The organism is Phyllobacterium lublinensis (genome assembly GCF_020164435.1).
GTDB classification, from domain to species: Bacteria; Pseudomonadota; Alphaproteobacteria; order Rhizobiales; family Rhizobiaceae; genus Phyllobacterium; species Phyllobacterium lublinensis.
Genome location: NZ_JAIUDQ010000004.1, coordinates 177,870 through 201,009, shown reverse-complemented (window position 1 = coordinate 201,009; position 23,140 = coordinate 177,870). Strand labels below are relative to the sequence as shown.

Sequence of the window (23,140 nt, the reverse complement as noted above, 5' to 3'; positions counted from 1 at the left end):
CTTCACAAGGAAAGATGTTTGCTTCGATTGGTCAGCGACGGCCACCTCTGCCGCCGCCTCTCCCACCGCCGCCGCCTCTGCCGCCGCCGCCCTGGAACCTCGGACCACCGCCACCACCACCTGCTCTGGCACGCCCGCCACCTCCCTGGATTCTGCCACCGCCGCCACCACCCTGGATTCTGCCGCCACCACCGCCTTGAACCCGTGTGCGTCCACCCCCGGCCCCGAGGCTGGCATTTCCACGCTGTGACGAGAAGCGGGCATCCCGGCCCGAGCCATAATTACCCAATGCGCCTGGCTGCCTCGAACGATTATCGATCCGCCCGGCCGGTTTTTGACGAGGGCTGTTGGGCCGGTTGACATTGGCCCTGTTCGGGTTTGGACGGTTGGCCCCGGCATTCTGTCCAATGTTGCGATTACCGGCCTGCCCCCCGAGATTTCCGGCGCGATTGCCTTGGCCGGGACGATTGCCGGCAAAATTGCCGCCGTCCCTTTGCCTCAACTGGTTCTGCACATCACGGCGTACATCACTGCTCTGGATCCTAGATCCGATAGCGCCGCCCGCGGCACCCGCGAGACCTGCGCCTGCGAGCCCGCCAAGGCCACCAAGCCCGCTTCCGAGCTGGCCGTCGCCCTTCACATCGAGCCGGTTTCCCCTGTTCTCGCGAAGATTGTTGGTGATTGAATCGCGGTCGAAGTTGAATTTGCTGCCATCAAAATTAACGTTGTTGAGATTGTTCTTGTCGAAATGGAAATCGTTGCGATTGATTTCACCAATGTCGATGTCGACGTCATTGCCTCCCCATGTGTGCCAGTTGTCCCAGTCGACGGCGGCTCCAAAAACTGCGCCCGTAACGAATCCGGTCCAATACGGCGCATAGGGATAGTAATAGGACGGATAGGGATCGCCATAAACGATGGGCGCTCCGGCAACGTAGGTCGGGTTGGTCAGGATGACGGGATCATAGGTAGGTACGTACGTCACTTCCTTCTTCGTGGGACGAATGATGACGTTGTTGTCCACGGTCTCTACAACAACCTTGTCGTCGGACTTGATGACATCATTCTTCACAGCCTTGTCGCGAAGCTCCTGTATCGCGACAAGCACGTCCTTCTGCTGATTGACGACCGCTACGCCCAGCTGTTCTGTCCAATCGAGATCGTCGTTCATCATCGTCAGAACGGTTGGATAGTTGAGAAGCGATATGACGCTTCCGTCCCATGAGGGATCGGGTTTGGCATCGGGCTTGGCTTTTGCCTGATCCAGGAATCGCGCCGCCTGGACGATCTGCAGAGGATTCAATGCGGCGGACAGCACAAGCGCCACGAGATCGTCCGGGTAGAGAGCGATTCGCGCGGTGAGCGTTTCAAGCTCGGCCTCCGTCAGCAGTGTCGGCGCGGGCGCAGCTGGCGCGGGCGCAGCCGGTGCAGCCGGCGCCGTTGCAGCTGGCGCTGTCTGCGTTTGCGGCCATGCCTGCATGCCCGGCCCGCACATCAACAGCGCTGCCGAAGCCACGAGGGCAATTGTTTTTTGATGCAATGACATAGCAGCTCTCCTCAAATTTCACGTTCCCGACGTGCGGTTATCGGACCTTCCTGCCGGCGGTTTGCTCCAGGCTTCAAACCTTTTCCAGCGACAGCACCGTTCCCGCCTGATCAATCAGGCAGCTTGAACGCTGGCCCTTAGCCTCAAGCATGATCTGGTACTTGCCACCATCGACGGCGCTCGAGCTCACCGGCAGCGCCGAAGCGTGGTCTGCACCGAACTTGGTCGCTGCAGCGCTTGAACATGCAAGCTGGAGGTCGGCAGGCGCCGTCTGCGCCGTGTTACGAGCCATGTTTTCAGGTGTGGGGCTGTTGTTGGACACACACCCCGCCAGCACCAGTATACTCCCCGCAACCACAACGACGTTGATATTTCTCAAATGTCCTCGACCTGATTTGCAAAGCATCATGTTCCCCCTGACTTTGCGGCTCAAACACCTTTGTAGAGTGATGCACCCTGCATGAGCACGATCACCTTCGCTCCGACTTGGATCTGAGATGCGAGATCGACAATGTCGTCATTGTTCATCCGAATGCAGCCGGACGAGACATTCAAGCCGATCGACCAGGGTTCGGGCGTCCCGTGAATGCGGTAAATCGTATCCTGGTCGCCCTCGTAAAGATAAAGCGCGCGCGCACCGAGCGGATTGTCGGGACCACCCGGCATGCCACCGGCAAATTTCATGGCATTGGGATCACGGGCCACCATTTCGGCCGGCGGTGTCCAGGTCGGCCATTCGGCGACACGACCCACACGCACTATGCCCGCCCAGCCGAATCCATCGCGGCCGACCCCGATACCGTAACGCACGGCCTGTCCTCCACCTTTGACAAGATAGAGGAAATGCTGGTTGCCATCGATGATGATGGTGCCGGGCTTTTCGGCCGTGCGAAACGGCACAACCTGCCGGCGGAATGCCTCCGGTACCTGCCCGTTGGCGGCATAATACCTGCGCGCCTTCTTGCTGTCATAGGCGACCCAAGACTTCGTCTTCGTGTCATAGATTTGCGTCTTGGGTACCTGGGCCCAACCGATGCCGGCAACGGATGCAGCCAGAAATCCGGTCAAGATCAGCCCGGCCGTCAGCTTTCTGCTGCAAGGGAATTTTGGTTCCGGTTTCATTGACCTCTCCCCTTCAACCACTTGCCCACCCGATCGCTGTTCTTCTCCACCCAGGATGCTGCATAGTCAGCTGGCGACCTGCGTTCCACTTCGACAGCGTAGCTCATCTCGGTAATCTCATCGGGAGTGAAATCGATGCTCTCAAGGAACTTGGTGACTTCGGGCTTGCGATTGGCCAATGCCTTTGCATAGGCGATGTGGAAATGCGCCCGGTCCCAGGCGACCGGCGCACTGGATTTGCTCAGCCACATCGGATCGTCGGCTGGAAGCACGACATGCCATTTGTTCGGGTCATAGGCAGGCTCGTCGAGCTTGACGATGTTATGCAGCTTGAAGACGACATGCGGGCTGTAACAGGCAAATATGATCGGCCTGTCGGTCGCTTCGGCGGCATCGACGGCAGCCATGCCCATTTCCTCGGGCATCTCGAGCAGGCGCATTGTCTTGGCATAGCCATAGCTGTTTGCGCGGATACGCTCGATGGCGGTCGATGACCAGGTTTCCGCGCCGATCCACATCTCGCCCTGCCCATCGCCATCCGTGTCGAAGGCCGCGGTTTTTTTCGGATCGAGGAGATCTCCGACCGCGCGTATGCCGGTCTTGTCGACGGTCTGCTGCGTGGCGCAAATGCCCTGCCAGGCAGACACGCCCGTATCGGCGAGCTGGACCGGACCATCCTTGCCGGCGTATTTTTCGACCAGTGAATTGAGGTTGGGCAGCCAGACCTCCGGATGCACGTCGACCTCGCCGGAGGCCAATCCCGCAAAGGCATTCATCGTGCCCATCTCACGCACCTCGACGTCGAGGCTGAGATCCTTCTGCAAAGCTGCCTTGATGATGTTTGCCGTCACCTGACCCGATGGCCAGTTCGGCATCGCGACGACGAGATCAGCGGCAAGGGTTGGCCCCGCTTGCCCAAGAGACGCCAGTACCACCAGGGCAGCGATGCCACCGAACATCCGCGTCCAGTGACGTCTGATCGAAGTGGTCGGGTCATGTTCGGTCTGCACGTGCCGGTTCCTGAACGATCGTTGGGCCATCAGCCGCCCTCCCCGTTGATTCACTGGGGGCATTAGCAATCATCGCAAGGGATACCGGAAGTACGTAACTGTTAATTTTTGCCGGAAGCAGCGTTCCAGTGTACGAATGAACTGCCCGGCTTCCGACATGCTCCATGCAATGGATCTTCGCCGCCGGACAGCTGGCTGGGGTGACGATGACACGAATTCTGATTGCGGATGACCACGAGATAGTCCGCCAAGGCGTCAAGGCGATCCTCTCGAAGCGGGAGCGCTGGGAAATCGTCGGTGAAGCCGCCGACGGACGCGACGCCGTCGAACAGGCGCGGCTCACGCAACCGGAAATCGCAATCCTCGATTATGCCCTGCCCTTCATCAACGGCGTCGAGGCAGCGCGACAGATCCGGCTCAACAGCCCCAGAACGGAAGTGCTGATCTTCACGCAACACGACAACGAAGCCCTGCTGCGCAATATTCTGGAGGCAGGCGTCCAAGGATATCTGCTGAAGTCAGACGCCACGCAATACCTCGTCCAGGCCGTTGAGGCGTTGGAATATCACCAACCGTTCTTCACCAAAACCGTGTCGGACATACTCGTGTCCTCCTATCTCGCCAAGGCGGGCGGCGCACCCAGCGTGCTCACGGCAAGGGAAACCGCCGTCGTCAAGCTTATCGCCGAGGGTCACAGCAACAAGGAGTCGGCCGCAATCCTTGGTCTGAGTGAGAAAACCGTGGAGAGCCACCGGTCGGCTGCCATGCGAAAACTCGACGCAAAGTCGACCGCAGCGCTGGTCCGCTACGCAATCCGCAACCGGCTCATTGAAGCGTGACAGAGGCCCGGTACCTTGTCACTTCAAACCTGCCTGAAAAAAAAGCCCGTGCCAAACCATGCGTTTTCGTACCATACTCGTGGCACGGGAGTGCCATTGTGCCAATTGCGTTCTCTTTTCTTGAGTTGGAAGCTTTAACATGAAGCGTCACGCAGTCATCGTTTCACCAAGGCATTGTCGCCTTCACACGGCACTCGTGGTGCTTGCATTGGCGCTGGCTGGCTGCGCCGGACATGCCAGGGGAGTGATGGCGCCCGTCATGCTCACCGATGCGACCGGCGGCTCGAAAGTCGACATGCTCGTCGTGACAAGCCGGGTACCGTCCGACGACCCGGCTACCCTGTTTACCGGTGAACGCAGCCCGCGCCCCTTCTTGACCGACATCACCGTGTCGATCCCGCCGGACAGCAAGCGCAAGCCGGGCAGCGTCCAATGGCCGAAAAGATTGCCCCCCGATCCGCAGAAGGAGTTTGCCGTCACCGGCGTGAAGCAGCTGAACTCCGTCGCAGAGGGCCGCTCCTGGTTCCGGCAACACGCACAGGGCGGTCACGCCCTCGTCTTTGTCCACGGATTCAACAATCGCTACGAGGACTCGGTCTTCCGCTTCGCTCAGATTGTCCATGATTCCGGGGCGAAGGTTGCACCGATCCTCTTTACCTGGCCCTCCCGGGCGAGCGTTTTCGATTATAATTATGACAAGGAAAGCACCAACTACTCACGTGTTGCTTTCGAACAGACCCTGCGAACGCTCTCCAAGGACCCGGACGTCAAGGACATCACGGTGATGGCGCATTCCATGGGAACATGGCTCGCAATGGAATCGCTACGGCAAATGGCGATCCGGGACGGCAAAGTCGCCTCCAAGATCGACAATGTGATCCTTGCGTCACCGGACATCGATGTCGATGTGTTCGCACGCCAGTTTACCGAACTGGGGGACAAGCGCCCGCAATTCACGATCTTCGTCTCCCAGGATGACAAGGCGCTCGCCGCCTCTCGCTTCATTTCGGGCGATGTGCAGCGGCTTGGCGCCATCAACCCGGCCGAGGAGCCCTATCGCAGCCAGCTCGAAAGGGCCGGCATCACCGTGATCGACCTGACAAAGGTCAAGAGCGGCGACCGGCTCAACCATGGCAAGTTCGCTGAAAGCCCGGAAGTCGTACAGCTCATCGGCCAGCGACTGGTCACAGGCCAGACGCTTACCGACTCCAATGTATCGCTCGGACAAGGCATCACCGCCGTCGTCGCCGGAACTGTGGGGACTGTCGGCAAGGTTGCGGCGACGACCGTTGCTGCTCCGTTGACCGTTCTGGAGCAATCGGATCGGGCACCGAGAAAAACCAACAAGCTGGACAGGACGTTGGGAAGCAAGAACACGTCGGGCGAGTTGAGCTACTGAGCTGCCCATGGCAAAGGGTTCCAGCGACCACCAGCCCTTTCTGATTGCGCGCGGAGGTCCCTTTTATCATCTCCAGCGCAAGGCGAGACTGGTTGATGCCACGGGACTCAACCCCATCGTCCGTGCGGTCATCTTCGTCGCGGTCGCCTGGGGAGTTCCGCTCATCCTGACCATTGCCACAGGCACCGCACTCGGGCCATTGCAGGCACGTCCCTTCCTCCTCGACCCGGGCGCGTTCGCACGGTTCTTTCTGGCAATCGGGCTGCTCGTCCTGGCTGAAACACAGATCGAAAACCATCTGCGCGAGGTCGTGCGGCAGCTTTTCGACGGCCAGCTTCTTGCGGCCGGCGCGTGGACGGCAGCCAAGTCAGCGGTTGCAAAGGCGCTCAAGCGGCGGAATTCCTCCCTTGCCGAACTGGTCTGCTTCCTGCTGGCGGTTTTGGCGTCCTGGTTCCTTGTCACGAACATCGCCAGCGATGCACCACCCTCATGGGCCGTGGCGATCACCGATTCCGGGCGGTCGCCGACAGTCGCCGGCTGGTGGACGGTGATCGCCAGCAATACGCTCTTCTGGTTCCTGGTTGGGCGGGCCCTATGGCGGCACATCATCTGGTCGCTCTTGCTGCAAGACCTGTCCAGGCTTCAAACGCGGCTGGTCGCCACCCATCCGGACGGTCATGCTGGTCTCGGCTTTGTTGGCAAATATCCGAATGCCTATGTCCTGTTTACCGTTGCGATGAGCTGTGTCATCTCGGCCGCAGCCACGCACCAGGTCCTGCATGGAACGTTCACCGCATCTGCAATCGGGACAGTCATGGGATTTTGGCTTGTCTTGATATTCGCCTATTTCGGCATTCCGCTGACGGGCTTCATGCGACTGCTCACGGTTTTGAAAAGGCAGACATTGCACGCCGCCGCTGCGCGCGGGACCGAATTTCAGAGACAGACGGAGCGAAGGACCCTGGGTGAGAACGTATTTGCCAATGACGATACGGCTCCGGACACCGATATCCCGGACCCCGCCAAGTTCTATGATGCAGCAAAGAAACTGTCGCCGATGCTGGTGACGCGCGCCACGCTCGTCCCCGTTTCTGCGGCAGCGCTCTTGCCCTTCGTGGCCGTCGGATTGACGCAGCTTCCACTCAAGGAGCTGACGCCGATCGTGAAGCATCTACTGATGCTCTAGGGTCAGGGCCTATCCGCCCTTCGCTCCGGTGTTGACCGCATCAGCATGTTCACCGAGCCTTTCGACCAGCATCGAATAGGCAATGTAGTATTTGTATATATTGCTGACATATTGCACCGTTTCGCGGCCAACGATCGACGCTGCCGCGTTCTCCACATTGCCGAACCATACATTTGGGTTGAGGCCCATTTCCTTGGCCTTCTGGCGAAACTTGTTGAGATTGCCCGGGCCGGCATTGTAGGCCGCAAATGCCAGCAACTGTCTGTCGCGCTCGTTCAAATCCGGCTCTTCGATGTAAGTATCCATGAGATGGCGCAAATATTTGGATCCCGCCTCGACGTTGCGATCCTCGTCCTTGTCGATGCCGTTGATGTTGACTGCCTTGTCCTTGGCCGTTGCCGGCAGCAGCTGCATGACGCCCACGGCCCCGCGCGGACTGCGCATCTTCTGGTCGAGTTTGGATTCCTGGTATCCCTGCGCCATCAGCATGAGATAGTCGAAGGAATAGGTCTTCCCGTGCTTGCGGAAGATTTCCACGAGGTGCTTGAACTTCTCGACATCCTCGCCCGAATAGGCCCGCTGCAATATCTTGTCGCTCTTGAAGTATTTATTGCGCAGGATATTGCCGAACGCGGTTCCGACGCGATGGGCCGCAACAAACGTATTGAGCTCCTTCATCAGAAGCGGGCTGTTCTTGCGGATCGCCCAAGCGATCTGGCCATCTGTGGCGATGGCGATTTCGTCATGGACCTTGATGTCGGTAAATATGGTGGACCAGATCGTCGCCTTGTATTTGTCGACGATGGTATAGGGCAACAGATCTGCATTGACCATTTCCAGCAGATCCTCATCCTCCAGGTTCTCGTCCATGATGCGAAGTTTGATCTCTTCCTTCCCGCGATTCCTGAAGTCCGAATTCAGCGCGACCAGATGCTCGTAGTAGCTGCTGGTTTCTCGGACAGCGATTACCTTGCCGGACAGGTTATCGAGGTGCAGCACCTCTTCTGAGGAGGGGCCTGTGACGAGAACTTCGCTTGCCTTGTCATAGATGGGGGTGGTGAAATCGACCTGTTCGAGGCGTTGCGGCGTCACAGTCAGATTTGCCATGACAATGTCGCCAAGACCTTCGTTCAACGCGGGAAGCAGCCGATCGCGGGCGGTCGGAAAGTAGATGATGCGAACCCGCTCGATCTCCTTCTTCTTGCCGGTATTCAGGGCTGTCTCAAGCGCGGTTCCAAATTCCACCGCCGTACCATATTCCCTGCCCTTGTCGACGAAGTAGATCGTCTTGCTGTAGGGAACGAGCACCCGGATAAGCCGCCTTTGCTTCATGTCATCGAGGTCAAAAATATGCGGTGAGGCAAATTGCTTCTGCTGTGCAAATCCGATTCCGGCTGGCAGACACATGACCAGGGTCAAGCCCATAATAAATGCGCGAAAAACCGTCTTGCACGACATGATGCCGCCCCTTTGTCTGACGCTCAATTTCAAGCTGTCCTCTCGCACGGAAGGATCGGCATAGCCCAACGCAACCATGGCGGGCGCCGGGCCCGGGCGAGACCGGAATCATCCGACTTCGCGGTGGGTGCAAGGGAAGCGAATCCGTCCGTTTCAGGTCCCGCCCGGACGGGCAATCGAGGGGAGGACACTCCCGATTACCCGTCATAACGCTGATACAAAACAGTCACCGCGTCAAAGATGTTACTGTAACAATTCCCGCGGATTATTGCCTTGGCGCGGTCGCCTCACCGCTTCGTTACCGGGAAGCTTTCTGGACCTGTCGAAGTACAGGGTTTGGGCACGCGAAGACCCCGAAAATCAGACAATGCCTGCTTGTGGAATGTATGGGAGAAAACACCGGAGAGATGTCGCTCTTCTCGATGCGCCGGCGATCAATTGGCTGCCGCTGCGGCCACAGGTTCAGGAAATGTAAGACCCGCCTTCACGAGCCCGTCGCTGAGTTGATCCACCAGGGAGGGCGAATACTGGCGCGCTTCCATGCCTGTACGGAAGGAACCCGCGAAATGCTCGTCACGGGCATGGAGGCGTTTCATCGCGCCCGCTATGCTGGCCGCATTTCCGGTCTGGCCCGACGCCGCCAGCTCCAGGATATTGGCAACGTAATTGTCGGGACGGCCCATTTGCTGCACGCGGAGCAGCGCTTCCGCGAATTCCCCGCGCCGGTAAGCGTCGAGCGCCAGGGTAAGGCCGGCGTCGCTGTGAGGCGTGTTGTCGATCATGCCCGCCTTGACCGCCAGACCCACTCCCTCGGCCCAGCGGCCTTTGGCGAAAAGCATCGCCCCTAGCCGGGCCGGAATCAGGCTGTTATTCGGATTGAGCAGCATCGCATGGTAGCCAGTAACGAACGCCGCCTCGCTTTGTCCGCTGCGGAATTGGGCCAGCATTTGAGCATAACCGGCACGATCAGATGTCGGAGCGAGCGCCACGGCCTTGCTCGCGAGCGCCAGCGCATTGGACGTCAATTCCGTTGGTGCATCCTGAGGATCCAGTTCCAGCTGGACGATGGCAAGCTCGGCATTGATGTCCGGGTCATTGGGCATTGCCAGCAGCGTTGCACCAAGACAGGTTCTGGCCTCCCACAACCCTTCCGCATCAACCCGCTCGGCGACAATGGCGGAACGGAGGATACAGCCATTGCCAAAGGTCGGCGCGGCAAGCTCATGCGCGAGTTCCATGCCGGTGATCACCCCCCGCACGCCGGCAAAACGGGACGCAAGACGCGTGATCAGTTCACGGCGAACGTCGAGTTCCGATGCCTTGTCGATGAAGACCCGTTCCACGCCAGAGAACAGCGCTTCGCCTGTGGCAGGATCGACAATCTGCCACCATACCGAACGGTCGGTCGGTGTTGGATGATATTTCAATACCACTTGGTATGAACGCGCGACCTTGCTGGCCGGCATGAACATTGACAGCCCGGCCACCGACCGGGTGACCGCGGCCGTCGCGGCAACCTCTGATTGTTCCCCCGCCGCAAGCTTGAGCGTCTGGAATTGCGACAGTGCAATCATCAGGTAGTCGCGAATGAGGCCGGCCTCGGTGTCGGTCGCATCACCCGCCATTTTCATTTGAACGGCGACACTCGGCTTTTCAGAAAAAACGGGCGCTTGATCAGTGATGAGCCAGACAAAACCGGACAGGGTAGCTGCCAGAACAACGGCAGCAAGGACGACCCAGCGCCTGTAGGTGCCGCTCTGGCCGCGCGCGATGTGTTCGCTGGCGTCGGGTTGGTCAGACGCTTCGGCGTCCTCGACACCGTCACCGAGGGGCGGCGCTTTCGTGAAGACCGGTATATATCTTCCGCGCGGCAGCTCGATGCGAACACTGCCCTCTTCGGCGCGAGCCTCGTAATACTGGGCCAGCGATGCACGCAGCCGCGTCGCCTCTATACGGACAATCGGATCGGTCGTGGGATCGAAACTGCAGGGACGGCCGAAAACATCAACGGCAATTGTGTAGGCCTTTACCGCGGCAGCGCGGCCCTCGAACATTTCCCTTGCGACGAATCTCAGGAAATTTCTGTTCCGTTCCGTCGAATGGAATTGCGGATCAGAAAGGAGTCTATCCAACTCCGTCCGCGCTTCTTGCTCGGTAACGCTCTCCGTTTCCGGTACGTCGACATTCACGTCAACTTCCATGGCAGAACCCCCGGTTTCCAACCCCGGCTACCATTGAACGTAACGGGCCGGGACGCCATAGGGTGAATACCCTAGGTTGTGGCGGAATTGTCCTGATATGGAACCTTCTTATCAAGAAAATTAATCAAAATCAATGTGTTATATAAGCCGCATCTCAAGGTATTTTGCCGCGCGCCGAGATGCAAATATCGATGACTTCTCCTTCGATATCCGAGCACAGCGTCTCGTACTCCGCAATGAGCTTGAGATCGCTGGATCCGTTTCGCCGCAACCGGTCGAGAGTGGAGCTGGCTTCGTCAAAAGCATCGCACAAACTCAACAGCGTCGTGTTCCGGGCGCTGAGCATTTGCAGCTGCCCGCGCATCGCCGGCAGCTTGAGCATCAATTTCCACAGTCCCCTCTGAGTTGACACCGTTGACATTGCTTTAGCTGAACCCGCTACCTACCCTGTTACGTCGCAAATTGGGCATGGTCAGATGGTCGGCGAACCGTCGATCTCCGATACGGCTGAATACTATTGTATGGGCGGGCACCTGCGGGAGTACGTAACGGTAAAATTCATGATGATTTGTTTTCGCCGGTTGCACCCCGATCGGGGGTGAATACGCCCGCGGGCAACGGGGTAAGTCCAGGGCGGCGACGTAAGCTCCGGCCGCGTTCTGTTACGGTTACGAAGCCGCCTTGACGTGCGTGCCTCTTGTAAGGAATATGGCTTATTTCGTCGTGATCTGGCTGAAGGATACGCCGTCTATCTGGCCATCGTCCAATTGGTAGACCAGGGCCTGCAACGTCACGAGACCATTGCTGTCAGGGGCCATCCGGTTCGAATAGCGAACGATCCCGTTGTGTACCGCTGATCCGAAGGCCTTCTGCAGCGCACTTTCGTCGTCCTTCAGCCCGGGAACCGGTAGAACCCATTCCGTCAGCGTCTCCGGACCCTGTGAACAACCGGATCGTGCCGAATCACTTTCTTCAGCGGATATCATGTTCAGCATACGTTTCGAGCCACTGGATTGCCCGTTCGCTATGAACCAGAGGTTGGAGGCATGGCCGTCGAGTGCAACTTGGTAACACAGCCAGCTCGCAGCATCCGTTCCAGCGCCCCGCTTGCGAATTTCCCCGCCGAACTGCTTCTGTATGTCGTCGAGCGTGGTCTGGCCGAGAACGATGTCGAGCGTATCGGCTTTCATGAGATTCTTGAACGGTTTCGGAATGGTGAAGGATGTCGACTTGGCCGTGCCGCCCGAAAGAATGAGCGATGGAAAGCCCGAGAGCTTCACATCGTCGCTATAGGCTGCCTGCAGCGGTAATAGCGAACTTGCCGCAAAGGCGAGAGCGGCCATGATGCGCACCGGCGAGATCCCCATTCCAGTCTCCTGTGGTCGGCATGTTGAATGCAGGCATCTTAGCTTAATCGGCGCGTCCACAAAGTACTTAACGGTTACAAAAGCCGCTTGTCGTGGGTGACATTCGACCACTCGTAACGGCGTTCGACGTGGCGAAGCCGTGAGGGCTGTGGGCTGCTCGATTTTCCCTCCTCGCTCCGCATGTACCCGGAATTCGGCTTGTAACCGTAACGTACTTCAGTACGATGATTTTCTTCCCGATGTTGGTCCCAGGAGATCAGGAGGCGAACCGGATGTCAGTAGCAATCCAGCAGGACAACCTGAAGGGGCGATCCAGTTCAGAAGGCGGCCTGGCATGGATTCCGGGCAAGACCTTCATCATGGGTTCTGACCGGCACTATCCCGAGGAAGCCCCCGCTCACCCGGTCAAGGTCGACGGTTTCTGGATCGACGAAACGCCCGTGACCAATCGCCAGTTCGCTGAGTTCGTCAAGGCGACCGGCTACGTGACTTTCGCCGAAAAAGCGCCCGACGCGAAGGATTACCCCGGTGCGCTTCCCCACATGCTGAAGGCAGGGTCATTGATGTTCGATCCGCCAGCTCGCCCTGTCACCGGCCCGGACATTACGCAGTGGTGGACATTCAAGTTCGGCGCGGACTGGCAACATCCCTATGGCCGCAGAAGCGACCTGAGAGGCAAGCTCGACCACCCGGTCGTCCATGTCGCCTTGTGTGATGCCAGGGCCTATGCCACGTGGGCGGGCAAGGATTTGCCGACAGAGGCCGAGTGGGAACTGGCCGCGCGCGGCGGACTGGACGAGGCGGAATTTGCATGGGGTGACGAACTCACCCCGGGTGGCAGGCAGATGGCCAATACATGGCAGGGCATTTTTCCCCACCATAACCTTCGCTCCAAGGGCGATGACAGGACCTCGGCCGTCCGCAGCTTCCCGCCAAACGGCTATGGCGTTTATGACATGATCGGAAATGTGTGGGAGTGGACGGACGATTTCTGGTCAACCCGACACCCGGAACCCGCAGCCAAAAACTGCTGTATCCCGGTTAATCCGCGGGGTGGTCCAATTGACGCCAGCTACGATCCGGCCCAGCCGGCCATCCGCATTCCGCGGCGCGTGCTCAAGGGCGGATCGCACCTTTGTGCGCCCAACTATTGTCGCCGCTACCGTCCCGCGGCCCGCCATGCCGAGCCGGAAGATACGTCGACAAGCCATGTCGGGTTCCGTTGCGTCAAACGCCCTGACCGGCAAGTCGACCCCGCGTCCGGCGCAGGGGGCACCGGCACACCTTAGGCCCGTTAACCGCGAACCTTCACCGATATTGTTGTGCCGGTCTTGCCGGTGGAAATATCGAGCGTGCCATCGAGCGGGCGCAGGCGTGCTTCCATGCCGGAGAGGCCGACACCAACGCTCCGCCGTCGGCGCCGTTCAATTCCGACACCATCGTCTCGTACCGTCAGCGCCAGCGTCGAATGGGGTTCGTGCCCTTGGCGCACCAGCCTGATCATTGCCTTGCGGGCGCGTGAATGGCGGTAAATGTTGGTCAGTGCTTCCTGGACAATGCGGAATATGGCGAGTTCCACGTCGGCGCGCGGCCTCTTCGTACCCAGATCCGGGTCCACCCGCAGCTCGATTTCGAAACCACTCCGTTCCTCGAAACCAACCACAAGCAGCTCCAGCGCGTTCGGGAGCCCGGATTCGTCCAGCATCGGCGGATGAAGCAGATAGGAGAGCGTCCGCAGTTCCTCGTTGCTCCTTGAAATCAGGTCCGCTGTACGCTTCAGCGACAGTGAGGTTTCGGCGTCGAGATCGGGCATGCGCGACTTCACGTTTTCCAGTTCCATGGCCGCGCCGACGAGATGCTGTCCGGTCGAGTCATGTAGATCACGCGCAATCGAGCGCCGCTGTTCGTCCTGCGAAAGAAGCAGCCGCTCGCTCACTTCCCGCAGGGATTCGTTCGAATGGGTCAGCGCAATGGAACGGCGTCGCGCCAGAAATGCAGCTGCGGTGCAGGCCGCAAGTGCGATGGCAAGCACGCCGCCGTAAACGCGAACCGATTGCCGCCAGCCCGTCAGCAATATCCGCTCGTCCACTCCATAGGTCACGTAGAACGGGAACTCTCCGACCTTCCGGTAAGCAATCAGCCGGTCGACGCCTTCCGGCATGGACCGGTAGCTTACGACGCCCGCTTTCGCATTTTCCTCAACCGCCTTGGCAAACCACTCGGGCATGACCGCACTACCCTCCCGGTACGGCACGTTCACGACCACCTTCCCATCCTCGCGCAGGAACTGCGCCACATCGGTTGGCGAGGCTGCACCGTTGAACAGCTCGAGAAAATAATCGATCGGCATGGTGATGAGGATCAATCCGTCAAAGCCCCCATCCTGCCGGCGCAGGGCCTTGCTCATCGTCAGCGACGGTTTGCCGTAGACGCGACCGACGATCGGTTCGCCGATAAATGTCGCATCCGAAGGGTGATCCCGATGGAAGCGAAAGTAATCGCGATCGGTCACACTGAAGGGATTGGCCGGAAACCCTTCGCTGTAGGAAACCAGCGAGCCTTCCGGGCTGACAAGGGCAATCACGCCCGAATGCTTCAGGAACTGCTTCTCGGTAGCCAATAGTTTCCACACGCCTTCCGAGGCAATGATCTCCGGCCAGGTCATCGGTTCGATCTCGGAAGCGATGTCCTTGATCACCATGTCGTTCGCCTCGAGGATCTTGCTGACATAGGCTTCGAGGAGAGCCGTTTTCTGGCGGAGCTGGATCTTGGATTGCGCAACCATGCGATCCCGGCTTTCAAGCACGCCCACGATGAACACAGTTACGATGGCGGCAAGGCTGAGGGCCAGGAAAAACCCGTATAACAGCGAGGTCCATGTGCTGCCATTCGATCGCATGTCTGCGCGCACGGCCTTGCCGCCCGGCAACAACATGCCGATGCGCCGCGAAAGCGCCGGGACCGCTGTTACGTTCCAGAAGTCATTGTATCTGCGCAATATTTTCAATGAACGCTCCCCGTGCCGCCCATGTTTGCTTTTCGCAAAACTATCCGTGGATCACATGTTCCCGATCGGCCCAGGAATAGGTGCGGCATGTCCCCCTTAATGACACGGCATCAACATATCAGATTGTTAGAGAAAGGCTCTACAATCCTTGGTTACCTTTTCGGCAGCGAACTGTGCGGCCCTGCCTGCAGCACGCCAGCTAGATACAACGATCTAATAAAAACGATTGACAAGCCGAAGCAAAAAACCAAATCTATTACATTAAAAGGGGATATATTCCATAATATTGGAATTCGACTTGAGGAGAGTCGCTTGTCTGATTTGCTTGTAAGCCTGTATTCCGCCAGGCTGTCCGAACTGGAAGCACAAGCACACCGCATTGATGTGCTCATTCGGCCGGTCCTTCCACCGGAAATGTATCTCGTCGTGGACTGGGTTCGTGATAATTTCAGCGCCAACTGGGCAAGTGAAGTTTCTGTGGCTGTCGCAAGGCAGCCGTCCGCATGTCTGATCGCGATCGATAGCGGAAATCTTGTCGGTTTCGCCTGTTTCGATACGACCGCTCGCGGCTTTTTCGGGCCCACAGGTGTTCATCCGGATAGCCGCGGCAAGGGCGTGGGCGTCGCGCTGCTTTCCGCTTCAATGCAAGCGCTGAAATCGCTGGGCCATGCTTACGCGATCATCGGCGATGCTGGCCCTGTCGATTTCTACGTCAACGCCGTCGGTGCCATGGTGATTCCTGCCGATGACAAGGGAATCTACGAAGGAATGCTTCGCGCCAAGAGAACCTGAGCCCTGCCCCCACACACAATCCTTATGGAGTGAAATCGTGCCAAGTCAGCCACCGCTCGCCCTTTTTGTCGGCATTCCGAATCCGTCACTGTCACCGGACGAGATCGCCCTGTTTCGCGAAACCAACCCCTTTGGCCTTTTCGTCGGGCGGCGCAATCTGCGCACGCCGGACCAGGCAAAAGCATTGATCACAAGTTTTCGCGAGGCTGTCGGACGCGATGATGCGCCGGTCTTCACCGACCAGGAAGGCGGTCGCGTCCAGCATCTCGATGCAGGACCATGGCCCTCGTTCCGCAGTTTTGGCCAGTTTGCCGAACTGGCCCGCCATGACCTCGACCTCGCAAAAAAGGCGCTGCGTCTCTCGTCGCGCGCCATGGGCACTATGATGAGCAAGCTTGGCCTCACCAGCGGCTGCTCGCCGGTTCTGGATCTGGTTTTCCCCACCACAAGTGCTGTCATTGGCGCGCGATCGTTTGGTCACGATCCGGAACTCATCGCAATCCTTGGACGCGAGGTTGTTGGCGGTCTGCTCGAGACCGGCAACATGCCGGTCATGAAGCACATCCCGGGTCACGGCAGGGCGACACTCGATTCCCACAAGGAGCGCCCATTTGTCGATGCAAGCAGGGAAACCCTGCTCGCCACCGACTTCAAACCCTTCATCGACCTGAAGGATACGCCATGGGCGATGGTCGCTCACGTGGTCTATTCGGCTTGCGACAAGGAAAACCCAGCCTCCGTCTCGCCCGTCATACATGACGTGATCCGCAATGATATTGGCTATGAGGGCGTCCTGGTTTCCGACTGCATCTTCATGAACGCGCTTCAAGGCACGTTGCCCGAACGTGTCATGCAGGTACTCGATGCCGGCTACGACATCGCCCTTCATAGCCATGGCGATCTCACCGAGAGCGAAGCCGCGGCCAAGGCAGCGCGTCCGTTGAGTGATCAAGCGATCCGGCGGATCGATGCGGCAAAGGCACGTCTCGGATCGCAAAGCGTCGACGTGGTCGAGGCCCATGCCGAAGTCGAAAACATGTTTGCCAGTGCACTCGTAAGCTAAGTCAAAGACAGGGGAATAGATATGCTCGGAAAACATCTGCTTGCTGCCGCTTCCGCATTCGTGCTGCTTTCAAGTCCGGCCTTGGCGCAGTCCGTCCTTACCGCCAATATCGAGCCAGCGACGACCTGGGTAAGGAACTTCAATCCGTTCAATCAGACATCTGCGCGCCAGAGCACGCTCGATTTCATTTATGAGCCGTTTGTCATCTTCAACCGCTTCGACAACAACAAGCCCAATTTCCGGCTGGCAGAGAGCTTCAAGCTGGCTGATGATCTGAAGAGCATTGAATTCAGGCTGCGGCCGGACCTCAAATGGTCCGATGGCAAGCCGCTGACGTCGGCGGACGTCAAGTTCACCTATGAATACCTCAAGAAGTTCCCGGCTTTGGATTTCGTAAGTATCTGGAAGTTCATCGATGGCGTCGAGGCCGTCGATGCCCAGACCGTACGCTTTACCCTGGTCAATCCGAGCTCGCTTGCCGCAGACCAGCTGGTCCAGGTGCCGATTGTCCCGGAACATGTCTGGAAAGACGTGGCCGACCCCGTCACCTTTGCCAACGAGACCCCGGTCGGTAGCGGCCCGCTCACCGAAATCCCGCGCTTTACCGGCCAGACCTACGACCAGTGCCGCAATCCCAACTACTGGGACGCCGCCGAGCTCAAGGTCGATTGCCTGCGCTTCCCCCAGCTGGCCGACAACAACCAGCTCCTGACCGCGACCGCCGGCGGCACGCTGGATTGGGGTGTCTCCTTTATTCCCGACGTTGAAAATACCTATGTCGCCAAGGACAAGGAGCACTACCACTATTGGTACACGCCAAGCAGCATGGTGGCATTCCTGTTCAACCTGGAAACAGCCAATGAGGCCAACCGCAAGGCATTCAACGACATCAGGTTCCGTCAGGCCGTGAGCATGTCGCTCGATCGCAAGGCCATGGTCGACGTCGCCGGTTACGGTTATCCAACCTTGAACGAAGATCCGTCCGGCATGGGCGAACTCTACAAGTCCTGGTCCGACCCGTCGGTAATCGAGGCCTTTGGCAAGTTCGGCAAGCACGATGCCGAGGCAGCCCAGGAATTGCTGGACGAGGCCGGCTATGTCGACAAGGATGGTGATGGCTTCCGCGATAACCCCGATGGCAGCAAGATATCGTTCTCGGTTATCGTCCCCAATGCCTGGACCGACTGGATCGACACCGTGCAGATCGCCATCGAGGGCATGCAGGCGGCCGGCCTCGACGCCAAGATAGCGACGCCCGAGGAGGCGGTCTGGACGGGCAACCTGATCAACGGCACGTTCGACATGGCGATCAACAGCCTGCCCGCCGCCGCATCACCCTATTATCCCTATCAGCGGGCCTTCAATGAGACCGACAAGGGCAAGACCCGCTTCACCGCGCAGCGCTGGTTCAATGCCGATCTTGCGAAATTGCTCGTCGATTTTACCCGGACTGCGGATCCTGCCGCCCGCAAGGACGTTATGAACAAGGCCCAGCGCATCGTTGCCGAAAACCTCCCGCTGATGCCTGTCTATAACAACGCCAATTGGTATCAGTACAATACCAAGCGCTTCACCGGCTGGTCGACGCCCGACAATCCCTTTGTCAATCCTTCGATCTCGCGCACCAATCCGGCGCGCCTGCTGCACCTCCTGGCGTTGAAGCCGGTTAACTGACCGACAGGCGCAAGAGCGGTCATTCCTGCACTTGCGCCATGATGGGAGACGCCAATGGTTTTCTTGCTACGCCGCCTCGGATTCTATCTGGCAGCCTTTATCGCGGCTGCCACGATCAATTTCTTCCTGCCGCGGCTTATGCCGGGCGATCCGATCGAAATCATGTTCTCCAGCGCCGGCGCCGAGCTGTCGATGGAGAATCTGGCGGCGCTTAAGCTGACCTTCGGCTTCGTTGATGGACCGCTCTGGCAACAATATCTGACTTATCTCCAGAGCATCTTCACGGGTGATCTTGGCCGCTCGATCAAATACTTCCCGCTGCCCGTCACGTCGGTCCTCGGCCACGCCCTGGTCTGGACGATCGGCCTGATGGGAACCGCAACGATCATAAGCTTCACGCTCGGCACATTCCTCGGCATTCTCGCCGCCTGGCGACGCGGCAGCGTTTTCGATATCGTCGTTTCCGTCGGCGCGATCTTCGCCACATCCGTGCCGGCGGTCGTCACCTCCCTTATCGTGCTGTTTTTCTTCGGCTTTACCCTCGGCTGGTTCCCGACCGGCTACGCCGCCGATCCGGCACTCGATCCCGCATTCACGTTGACCTATATCGGCAGTCTGCTGTACCACGGCGTCCTGCCGATGGTGACGCTCTGCACTGTGCTGACGGGCGGTTTCGCCGTCACCATGCGCAACAACATGATCAACCTTCTCGGCGAAGACTACATCGTCATGGCCCGCGCCAAGGGACTGTCCGACAGTCGCGTCATGCTCTGGTATGCGGCGCGCAATGCCCTGTTGCCGACCGTGAGCAGCCTTGCAATCGCCATCGGCACAATCCTCGGTGGCTCGCTCGTGACTGAAGTCGTGTACAACTACCCTGGCCTCGGCAATATCCTCTACCAGGCCATCCTTGCGCGCGACTACCCGGTGATCCAGGGCCAGTTGCTCATCATGACCATTGCGATGCTGGTGGCCAACTTCATCGTGGATGTGAGCTATGTATTGCTCGATCCACGCCTGCGAGGAGCATGACCATGGGCACCCTTGTCCGCAGCCTCATTCGCAACCGCAAGGCCCTTGTCGGAATGATCATCATCTCGGTCATTGTCCTTATCGCGGTGGCAGCGCCGCTCCTGACCGAATACAATCCGGCCGCCCGCGTTGGCCGTCCGCACCAGCCGCCATCGGCCGAACACTGGCTTGGCACCACCCGCATCGGCCAGGATGTTTTCTCACGCCTCATCCACGGCGCACGCACATCGCTCGCGGTCGGCTTCGGCGCCGGGCTTCTGATTACGGCGCTTGGAACCGCGCTTGGGATCATCGCCGGTTACCGCGGCGGCAAGACCGACGAAGTAATCAGCTTTTTCACCAACATGGTGCTGGTCGTTCCGAACCTGCCGCTCCTTCTGGTCCTTGCCGCCTTTATCGGGCAGGCCAGTCCGCTGGTCATCGCCGTCATCCTCGGCTTCACCTCGTGGGCCTGGGGTGCGCGCGTTACTCGCGCCGAGACGCTTTCGGTCAAGCACAAGGATTTCATAAAATCCGCCGAGATGATGGGCGAGCCGCGCTGGCGGATCATGACATTCGAGATCTTCCCCAATCTCATTTCCATCGTTGGCATCAACTTCATCGGCAGCGTGATCTTTGCCATCATTACCGAAGCCACCCTTGAATTTCTCGGACTCGGGGATCCAAAGACCGTGTCCTGGGGCATGATGCTCTACAACGCGCAGAAGGCATCTGCCCTGTCCGTCGGCGCATGGTGGGATATCCTCACGCCCTGCTTTGCCCTCGCCCTTCTCGGCATCGGCCTCTCCCTGTTGAATTTTGCTGTCGATGAAATCGCCAATCCGCGCCTGCGTACCGGCAATCGCCTCAGCCGCTGGACGACATTGATCCGTACTGGAGAGGGCCGCCTGTGACCAACCCCTTGCTTTCGATCCAGAACCTCACGATCGATTATGTCGGAGAAACAGCCGACTTTCGTGCGGTCGACGATGTGAGTTTCGATGTTGCCCAGGGCGAGATCTTCGGCCTCGCGGGCGAGTCCGGCTGTGGCAAAAGCACGATCGCCTTTGCAATAAGCCGCCTGCACAAGCCGCCGGCACTGATCCGCAGCGGCCGCATCCTCCTGGAGGGTCGCGACGTACTCGACCTCGACCAGGCGGCATTACGCAGCTTTCGCTGGCGCGAGGTCGCCATGGTATTTCAGAGCGCCATGAATTCGCTCAATCCCGTGCTGCGCGTCGAGGCTCAGTTCCATGACGTGCTTCGCACCCATCTGGGTCTCACCCGCACCCAGGCGCGGGAGCGGACAGCCGAGATGCTTCGCCTCGTCGACATTCCGCCCGATCGCATGAGGGACTATCCGCACCAGTTCTCGGGTGGCATGCGCCAACGCATCGTCATTGCCATCTGCCTCGCGCTCAACCCGAAAATCGTCGTCATGGATGAGCCCACGACCGCGCTCGATGTCGTGGTCCAGCGGGAAATTCTTCAGCGCATCAATGAACTGCGCAGGACCTTCGGTTTCTCGGTGCTGTTCATTACCCACGATCTCGGGCTCATGGTTCAGTTCTGCGACCGCATTGGCATCATGCTTGCGGGAAAGCTCGTCGAGCAAAACAGCGCCGGGAACATCTACGCCCAACCGCAGCATGACTACACCAGAAAGCTGTGGGCTTCGTTCCCGTCGCTGCACAGTGCAGATTTGATGAAGGTTGCAGCATCATGACCCGTTCGCACAAAGCCATATTGGCGCTTGATCGCGTAACGAAGACCTTTGGCCGTCCACCCTTCTTGGTGAAGGCGGCGCAATCCGTCTCATTCGAGCTTCACGCTGGCCAAACACTGGCACTGGTCGGCGAATCCGGTAGCGGCAAGACCACCTGCGCCCGCCTTGTCATGCAGGAATACACGCCGAGTGAGGGCCAGCTCCTGTTCAAGGGCAAGCCTGTCGGGCCCGACGACGCCAAGGCTCTTGCCGCATACCGGCGCTCCGTCCAGATGATCTTCCAGGACCCGTTCGCATCGCTCAACCCTGCGCACACGATCGCCTATCACCTGCGCCGCCCGCTGCAGCTTCACCGGCGCGAGCTGAAGGGGCGCCAGATCGACGAGGCCGTCGATGAGCTCTTGAGGCGGGTCCGGCTCGATCCGGAGATTGTGGCATCGAGGCATCCGCACGAACTGTCCGGCGGCCAGCGCCAGCGCGTCAACATCGCGCGAACCCTTGCGGTCGGGGCCGAGATCATCGTAGCGGATGAGCCGACATCGATGCTGGATGTGTCGGTACGGCTTGGCATACTCAATCTTCTCAACGAGATGAAACGCGATATGAAACTCGCGCTCCTCTATATTACCCACGACATTGCAACGGCCCGCTATGTCGCAGAAAACATCATCGTCATGTATGCCGGACAGATCGTCGAATGGGGCAATGTCAACAAGGTCATCGACAACCCGCAGCATCCCTATACGCGTCTGCTTCTGTCAGCCGTTCCGGACCCGGAGGTTCGCTTCGATGATCCGCGCGCGCACCTGAAGGCTGCCGATGTCGAGGAGGTTCGCCGGCTCTCCGCCATCCCGCAGGACCGCGTCGTAGCGATCGAGCCCGATCATTTCGTGCGCCAGATAGCGGCCTAGCTTCGAGCGGCGATGATCCAGTCGACAGCAGCGGCGATATCATCGACCGTGGCGGTCGGCGCCGGACTATACCGGCCTTCGTCACCTGGACGGTACTTGCCGGTACGAACCAGCAGGGCATGGGCGCATCCGGCCTGCAAGGCTCCGGCCACGTCGGTTTCGGCATCGTCACCAACCATCACGGCTTCCGCCGCCGCGCAGTTCATGCTGTCGAGTGCCAACTGGAAGAATGCGGGGGATGGCTTGCCGAGAACGACGGCCTGTTTCTGACTGGCGAATTCGAGCGCGGTGACGAATGCTCCGGCATCAAGACTGAGCTTTCCGTCGGCGTCCCTGAACGTCCGGTTCGGCGCCAGTGCCAGGAGATCGGCGCCCTCCACCAGCAGGCGAAAGGCTTCGTTCAGGGCAAAATAGGTGAAAGCTTCGCCCGCATCCCCGACGATGACCACTTTACCGGCGGCGTTCTCGTCCGCAGCGAGAAAATCTGCAGCCAGATCCGGGTGGACCAGCAGATGCGCTGACCGATGGTTCTTGCCAAGCCAATTGCGCGCCGCCTGGGCCGGCGTGAACAGCTCATCACCTCGCACAGGAAGACCGAGTCTGGCGAGCTGTCCGAGGATATTTTGTTTCCTGTTACGCGTCGTATTGCTCACGAACCGCAGGGGAAGGCCAGTCTGCCGCAAGCGGGCGATCGCCTCCGATCCACCCGGTATGGGCGTTTCACCATCATAGAGGACGCCGGCAAGGTCGAGCAGCACACCGCTAATCATGGAACGAGCATGACACGGAACTGCTTTGCGTCAATTCCTTTGGATCGTTTGCAGCCGA

21 protein-coding genes are annotated in these 23,140 nt (G+C 59.1%); 11 read left to right on the top strand and 10 right to left on the bottom strand.

What is annotated here, in order from left to right; translation table 11 throughout:
• Window positions 1–31: 31 nt before the first annotated feature.
• The 4 genes from K9U38_RS07395 to K9U38_RS07380 all read right to left on the bottom strand — a co-directional run bounded on the left by K9U38_RS07395 (window position 32) and on the right by K9U38_RS07380 (window position 3,627).
• Entirely contained in the window at window positions 32–1,546 is a 1,515-nt protein-coding gene (locus K9U38_RS07395) for a DUF3300 domain-containing protein (RefSeq protein WP_224493695.1), read from the bottom strand.
• A gap of 73 nt (window positions 1,547–1,619) precedes the next feature.
• Complete coding sequence (locus K9U38_RS07390) at window positions 1,620–1,925, bottom strand: hypothetical protein (RefSeq protein ID WP_224493694.1); 306 nt, start codon at window positions 1,923–1,925, stop codon at window positions 1,620–1,622.
• A gap of 50 nt (window positions 1,926–1,975) precedes the next feature.
• Complete coding sequence (locus K9U38_RS07385) at window positions 1,976–2,668, bottom strand: L,D-transpeptidase (RefSeq protein ID WP_224493693.1); 693 nt, start codon at window positions 2,666–2,668, stop codon at window positions 1,976–1,978.
• Window positions 2,665–3,627 carry an ABC transporter substrate-binding protein gene (locus K9U38_RS07380; protein ID WP_370631860.1) on the bottom strand — a complete coding sequence of 321 codons (963 nt, stop codon included), beginning with the start codon at window positions 3,625–3,627 and terminating at the stop codon, window positions 2,665–2,667. The genes K9U38_RS07385 and K9U38_RS07380 overlap by 4 nt, the downstream gene beginning before the upstream one ends.
• Window positions 3,628–3,884: 257 nt before the next feature.
• Between K9U38_RS07380 and K9U38_RS07375 the strand changes: the two genes are divergently transcribed.
• From K9U38_RS07375 to K9U38_RS07365, 3 genes are all read left to right on the top strand, one after another.
• Window positions 3,885–4,517 carry a response regulator gene (locus tag K9U38_RS07375; RefSeq protein WP_224493691.1) on the top strand — a complete coding sequence of 211 codons (633 nt, stop codon included), beginning with the start codon at window positions 3,885–3,887 and terminating at the stop codon, window positions 4,515–4,517.
• 139 nt (window positions 4,518–4,656) lie between these two features.
• On the top strand, window positions 4,657–5,916 hold the full coding sequence (locus K9U38_RS07370) for an alpha/beta hydrolase (RefSeq protein WP_224493690.1): 1,260 nt from the start codon (window positions 4,657–4,659) through the stop codon (window positions 5,914–5,916).
• 7 nt (window positions 5,917–5,923) lie between these two features.
• Entirely contained in the window at window positions 5,924–7,102 is a 1,179-nt protein-coding gene (locus tag K9U38_RS07365; protein ID WP_224493689.1) for a hypothetical protein, read from the top strand.
• Between the two features lie 9 nt (window positions 7,103–7,111).
• Here K9U38_RS07365 and K9U38_RS07360 read toward each other — a convergent pair whose 3' ends face one another.
• The 4 genes from K9U38_RS07360 to K9U38_RS07345 form a co-directional block, all read right to left on the bottom strand.
• On the bottom strand, window positions 7,112–8,560 hold the full coding sequence (locus K9U38_RS07360) for an MltF family protein (protein WP_224493688.1): 1,449 nt from the start codon (window positions 8,558–8,560) through the stop codon (window positions 7,112–7,114).
• Window positions 8,561–8,994: 434 nt separating this feature from the next.
• The gene (locus K9U38_RS07355) at window positions 8,995–10,761 is read right to left on the bottom strand and encodes a tetratricopeptide repeat protein (protein WP_224493687.1); all 1,767 of its coding nucleotides are present in this window, start codon (window positions 10,759–10,761) and stop codon (window positions 8,995–8,997) included.
• A gap of 154 nt (window positions 10,762–10,915) precedes the next feature.
• On the bottom strand, window positions 10,916–11,143 hold the full coding sequence (locus K9U38_RS07350; protein ID WP_224493825.1) for a hypothetical protein: 228 nt from the start codon (window positions 11,141–11,143) through the stop codon (window positions 10,916–10,918).
• Window positions 11,144–11,474: 331 nt separating this feature from the next.
• On the bottom strand, window positions 11,475–12,128 hold the full coding sequence (locus K9U38_RS07345; protein WP_224493686.1) for a hypothetical protein: 654 nt from the start codon (window positions 12,126–12,128) through the stop codon (window positions 11,475–11,477).
• Between the two features lie 272 nt (window positions 12,129–12,400).
• Here K9U38_RS07345 and K9U38_RS07340 point away from each other — a divergent pair, with 272 nt between their 5' ends.
• Window positions 12,401–13,417 (top strand): formylglycine-generating enzyme family protein, encoded by a 1,017-nt coding sequence (locus tag K9U38_RS07340; protein ID WP_224493685.1) that lies wholly within the window; start codon window positions 12,401–12,403, stop codon window positions 13,415–13,417.
• 5 nt (window positions 13,418–13,422) lie between these two features.
• Here K9U38_RS07340 and K9U38_RS07335 read toward each other — a convergent pair whose 3' ends face one another.
• Window positions 13,423–15,135: a cache domain-containing sensor histidine kinase gene (locus tag K9U38_RS07335; RefSeq protein ID WP_224493684.1), complete on the bottom strand. Its 1,713-nt coding sequence runs from the start codon at window positions 15,133–15,135 to the stop codon at window positions 13,423–13,425.
• 312 nt (window positions 15,136–15,447) lie between these two features.
• Between K9U38_RS07335 and K9U38_RS07330 the strand changes: the two genes are divergently transcribed.
• Genes K9U38_RS07330 through K9U38_RS07300 form a run of 7 tightly spaced genes read left to right on the top strand, consistent with a single transcriptional unit; the run spans window position 15,448 to window position 22,312 of the window.
• Complete coding sequence (locus tag K9U38_RS07330) at window positions 15,448–15,927, top strand: GNAT family N-acetyltransferase (protein ID WP_224493824.1); 480 nt, start codon at window positions 15,448–15,450, stop codon at window positions 15,925–15,927.
• A 37-nt stretch (window positions 15,928–15,964) separates the two neighbouring features.
• Window positions 15,965–16,990 (top strand): glycoside hydrolase family 3 N-terminal domain-containing protein, encoded by a 1,026-nt coding sequence (locus K9U38_RS07325; protein WP_224493683.1) that lies wholly within the window; start codon window positions 15,965–15,967, stop codon window positions 16,988–16,990.
• Between the two features lie 21 nt (window positions 16,991–17,011).
• Entirely contained in the window at window positions 17,012–18,664 is a 1,653-nt protein-coding gene (locus K9U38_RS07320) for an ABC transporter substrate-binding protein (protein ID WP_224493682.1), read from the top strand.
• 54 nt (window positions 18,665–18,718) lie between these two features.
• Window positions 18,719–19,696 carry an ABC transporter permease gene (locus tag K9U38_RS07315; RefSeq protein ID WP_224493681.1) on the top strand — a complete coding sequence of 326 codons (978 nt, stop codon included), beginning with the start codon at window positions 18,719–18,721 and terminating at the stop codon, window positions 19,694–19,696.
• A gap of 2 nt (window positions 19,697–19,698) precedes the next feature.
• Window positions 19,699–20,589 carry an ABC transporter permease gene (locus K9U38_RS07310; RefSeq protein ID WP_224493680.1) on the top strand — a complete coding sequence of 297 codons (891 nt, stop codon included), beginning with the start codon at window positions 19,699–19,701 and terminating at the stop codon, window positions 20,587–20,589.
• A complete protein-coding gene (locus tag K9U38_RS07305) occupies window positions 20,586–21,401 on the top strand; it encodes an ABC transporter ATP-binding protein (RefSeq protein ID WP_224493679.1) in 816 nt (271 codons plus the stop codon). The genes K9U38_RS07310 and K9U38_RS07305 overlap by 4 nt, the downstream gene beginning before the upstream one ends.
• On the top strand, window positions 21,398–22,312 hold the full coding sequence (locus K9U38_RS07300) for an ABC transporter ATP-binding protein (protein WP_224493678.1): 915 nt from the start codon (window positions 21,398–21,400) through the stop codon (window positions 22,310–22,312). The genes K9U38_RS07305 and K9U38_RS07300 overlap by 4 nt, the downstream gene beginning before the upstream one ends.
• Here K9U38_RS07300 and K9U38_RS07295 read toward each other — a convergent pair.
• On the bottom strand, window positions 22,309–23,082 hold the full coding sequence (locus K9U38_RS07295; RefSeq protein WP_224493677.1) for a TIGR01458 family HAD-type hydrolase: 774 nt from the start codon (window positions 23,080–23,082) through the stop codon (window positions 22,309–22,311). The two genes, K9U38_RS07300 and K9U38_RS07295, sit on opposite strands and share 4 nt — an antisense overlap.
• Between the last annotated feature and the right edge of the window lie 58 nt (window positions 23,083–23,140).

Coding starts and splice junctions, on each gene's coding strand:
- K9U38_RS07380 (WP_370631860.1), bottom strand. CDS start 3,627: ATGTTCGGTGGCATCGCTGCCCTGGTGGTACTGGCGTCTCTTGGGCAA.
- K9U38_RS07300 (WP_224493678.1), top strand. CDS start 21,398: ATGACCCGTTCGCACAAAGCCATATTGGCGCTTGATCGCGTAACGAAG.
- K9U38_RS07350 (WP_224493825.1), bottom strand. CDS start 11,143: ATGCTCAAGCTGCCGGCGATGCGCGGGCAGCTGCAAATGCTCAGCGCC.
- K9U38_RS07295 (WP_224493677.1), bottom strand. CDS start 23,082: ATGATTAGCGGTGTGCTGCTCGACCTTGCCGGCGTCCTCTATGATGGT.
- K9U38_RS07345 (WP_224493686.1), bottom strand. CDS start 12,128: ATGGGGATCTCGCCGGTGCGCATCATGGCCGCTCTCGCCTTTGCGGCA.
- K9U38_RS07310 (WP_224493680.1), top strand. CDS start 19,699: ATGGGCACCCTTGTCCGCAGCCTCATTCGCAACCGCAAGGCCCTTGTC.
- K9U38_RS07340 (WP_224493685.1), top strand. CDS start 12,401: ATGTCAGTAGCAATCCAGCAGGACAACCTGAAGGGGCGATCCAGTTCA.
- K9U38_RS07385 (WP_224493693.1), bottom strand. CDS start 2,668: ATGAAACCGGAACCAAAATTCCCTTGCAGCAGAAAGCTGACGGCCGGG.
- K9U38_RS07365 (WP_224493689.1), top strand. CDS start 5,924: ATGGCAAAGGGTTCCAGCGACCACCAGCCCTTTCTGATTGCGCGCGGA.
- K9U38_RS07355 (WP_224493687.1), bottom strand. CDS start 10,761: ATGGAAGTTGACGTGAATGTCGACGTACCGGAAACGGAGAGCGTTACC.
- K9U38_RS07375 (WP_224493691.1), top strand. CDS start 3,885: ATGACACGAATTCTGATTGCGGATGACCACGAGATAGTCCGCCAAGGC.
- K9U38_RS07360 (WP_224493688.1), bottom strand. CDS start 8,560: ATGTCGTGCAAGACGGTTTTTCGCGCATTTATTATGGGCTTGACCCTG.
- K9U38_RS07315 (WP_224493681.1), top strand. CDS start 18,719: ATGGTTTTCTTGCTACGCCGCCTCGGATTCTATCTGGCAGCCTTTATC.
- K9U38_RS07370 (WP_224493690.1), top strand. CDS start 4,657: ATGAAGCGTCACGCAGTCATCGTTTCACCAAGGCATTGTCGCCTTCAC.
- K9U38_RS07395 (WP_224493695.1), bottom strand. CDS start 1,546: ATGTCATTGCATCAAAAAACAATTGCCCTCGTGGCTTCGGCAGCGCTG.
- K9U38_RS07320 (WP_224493682.1), top strand. CDS start 17,012: ATGCTCGGAAAACATCTGCTTGCTGCCGCTTCCGCATTCGTGCTGCTT.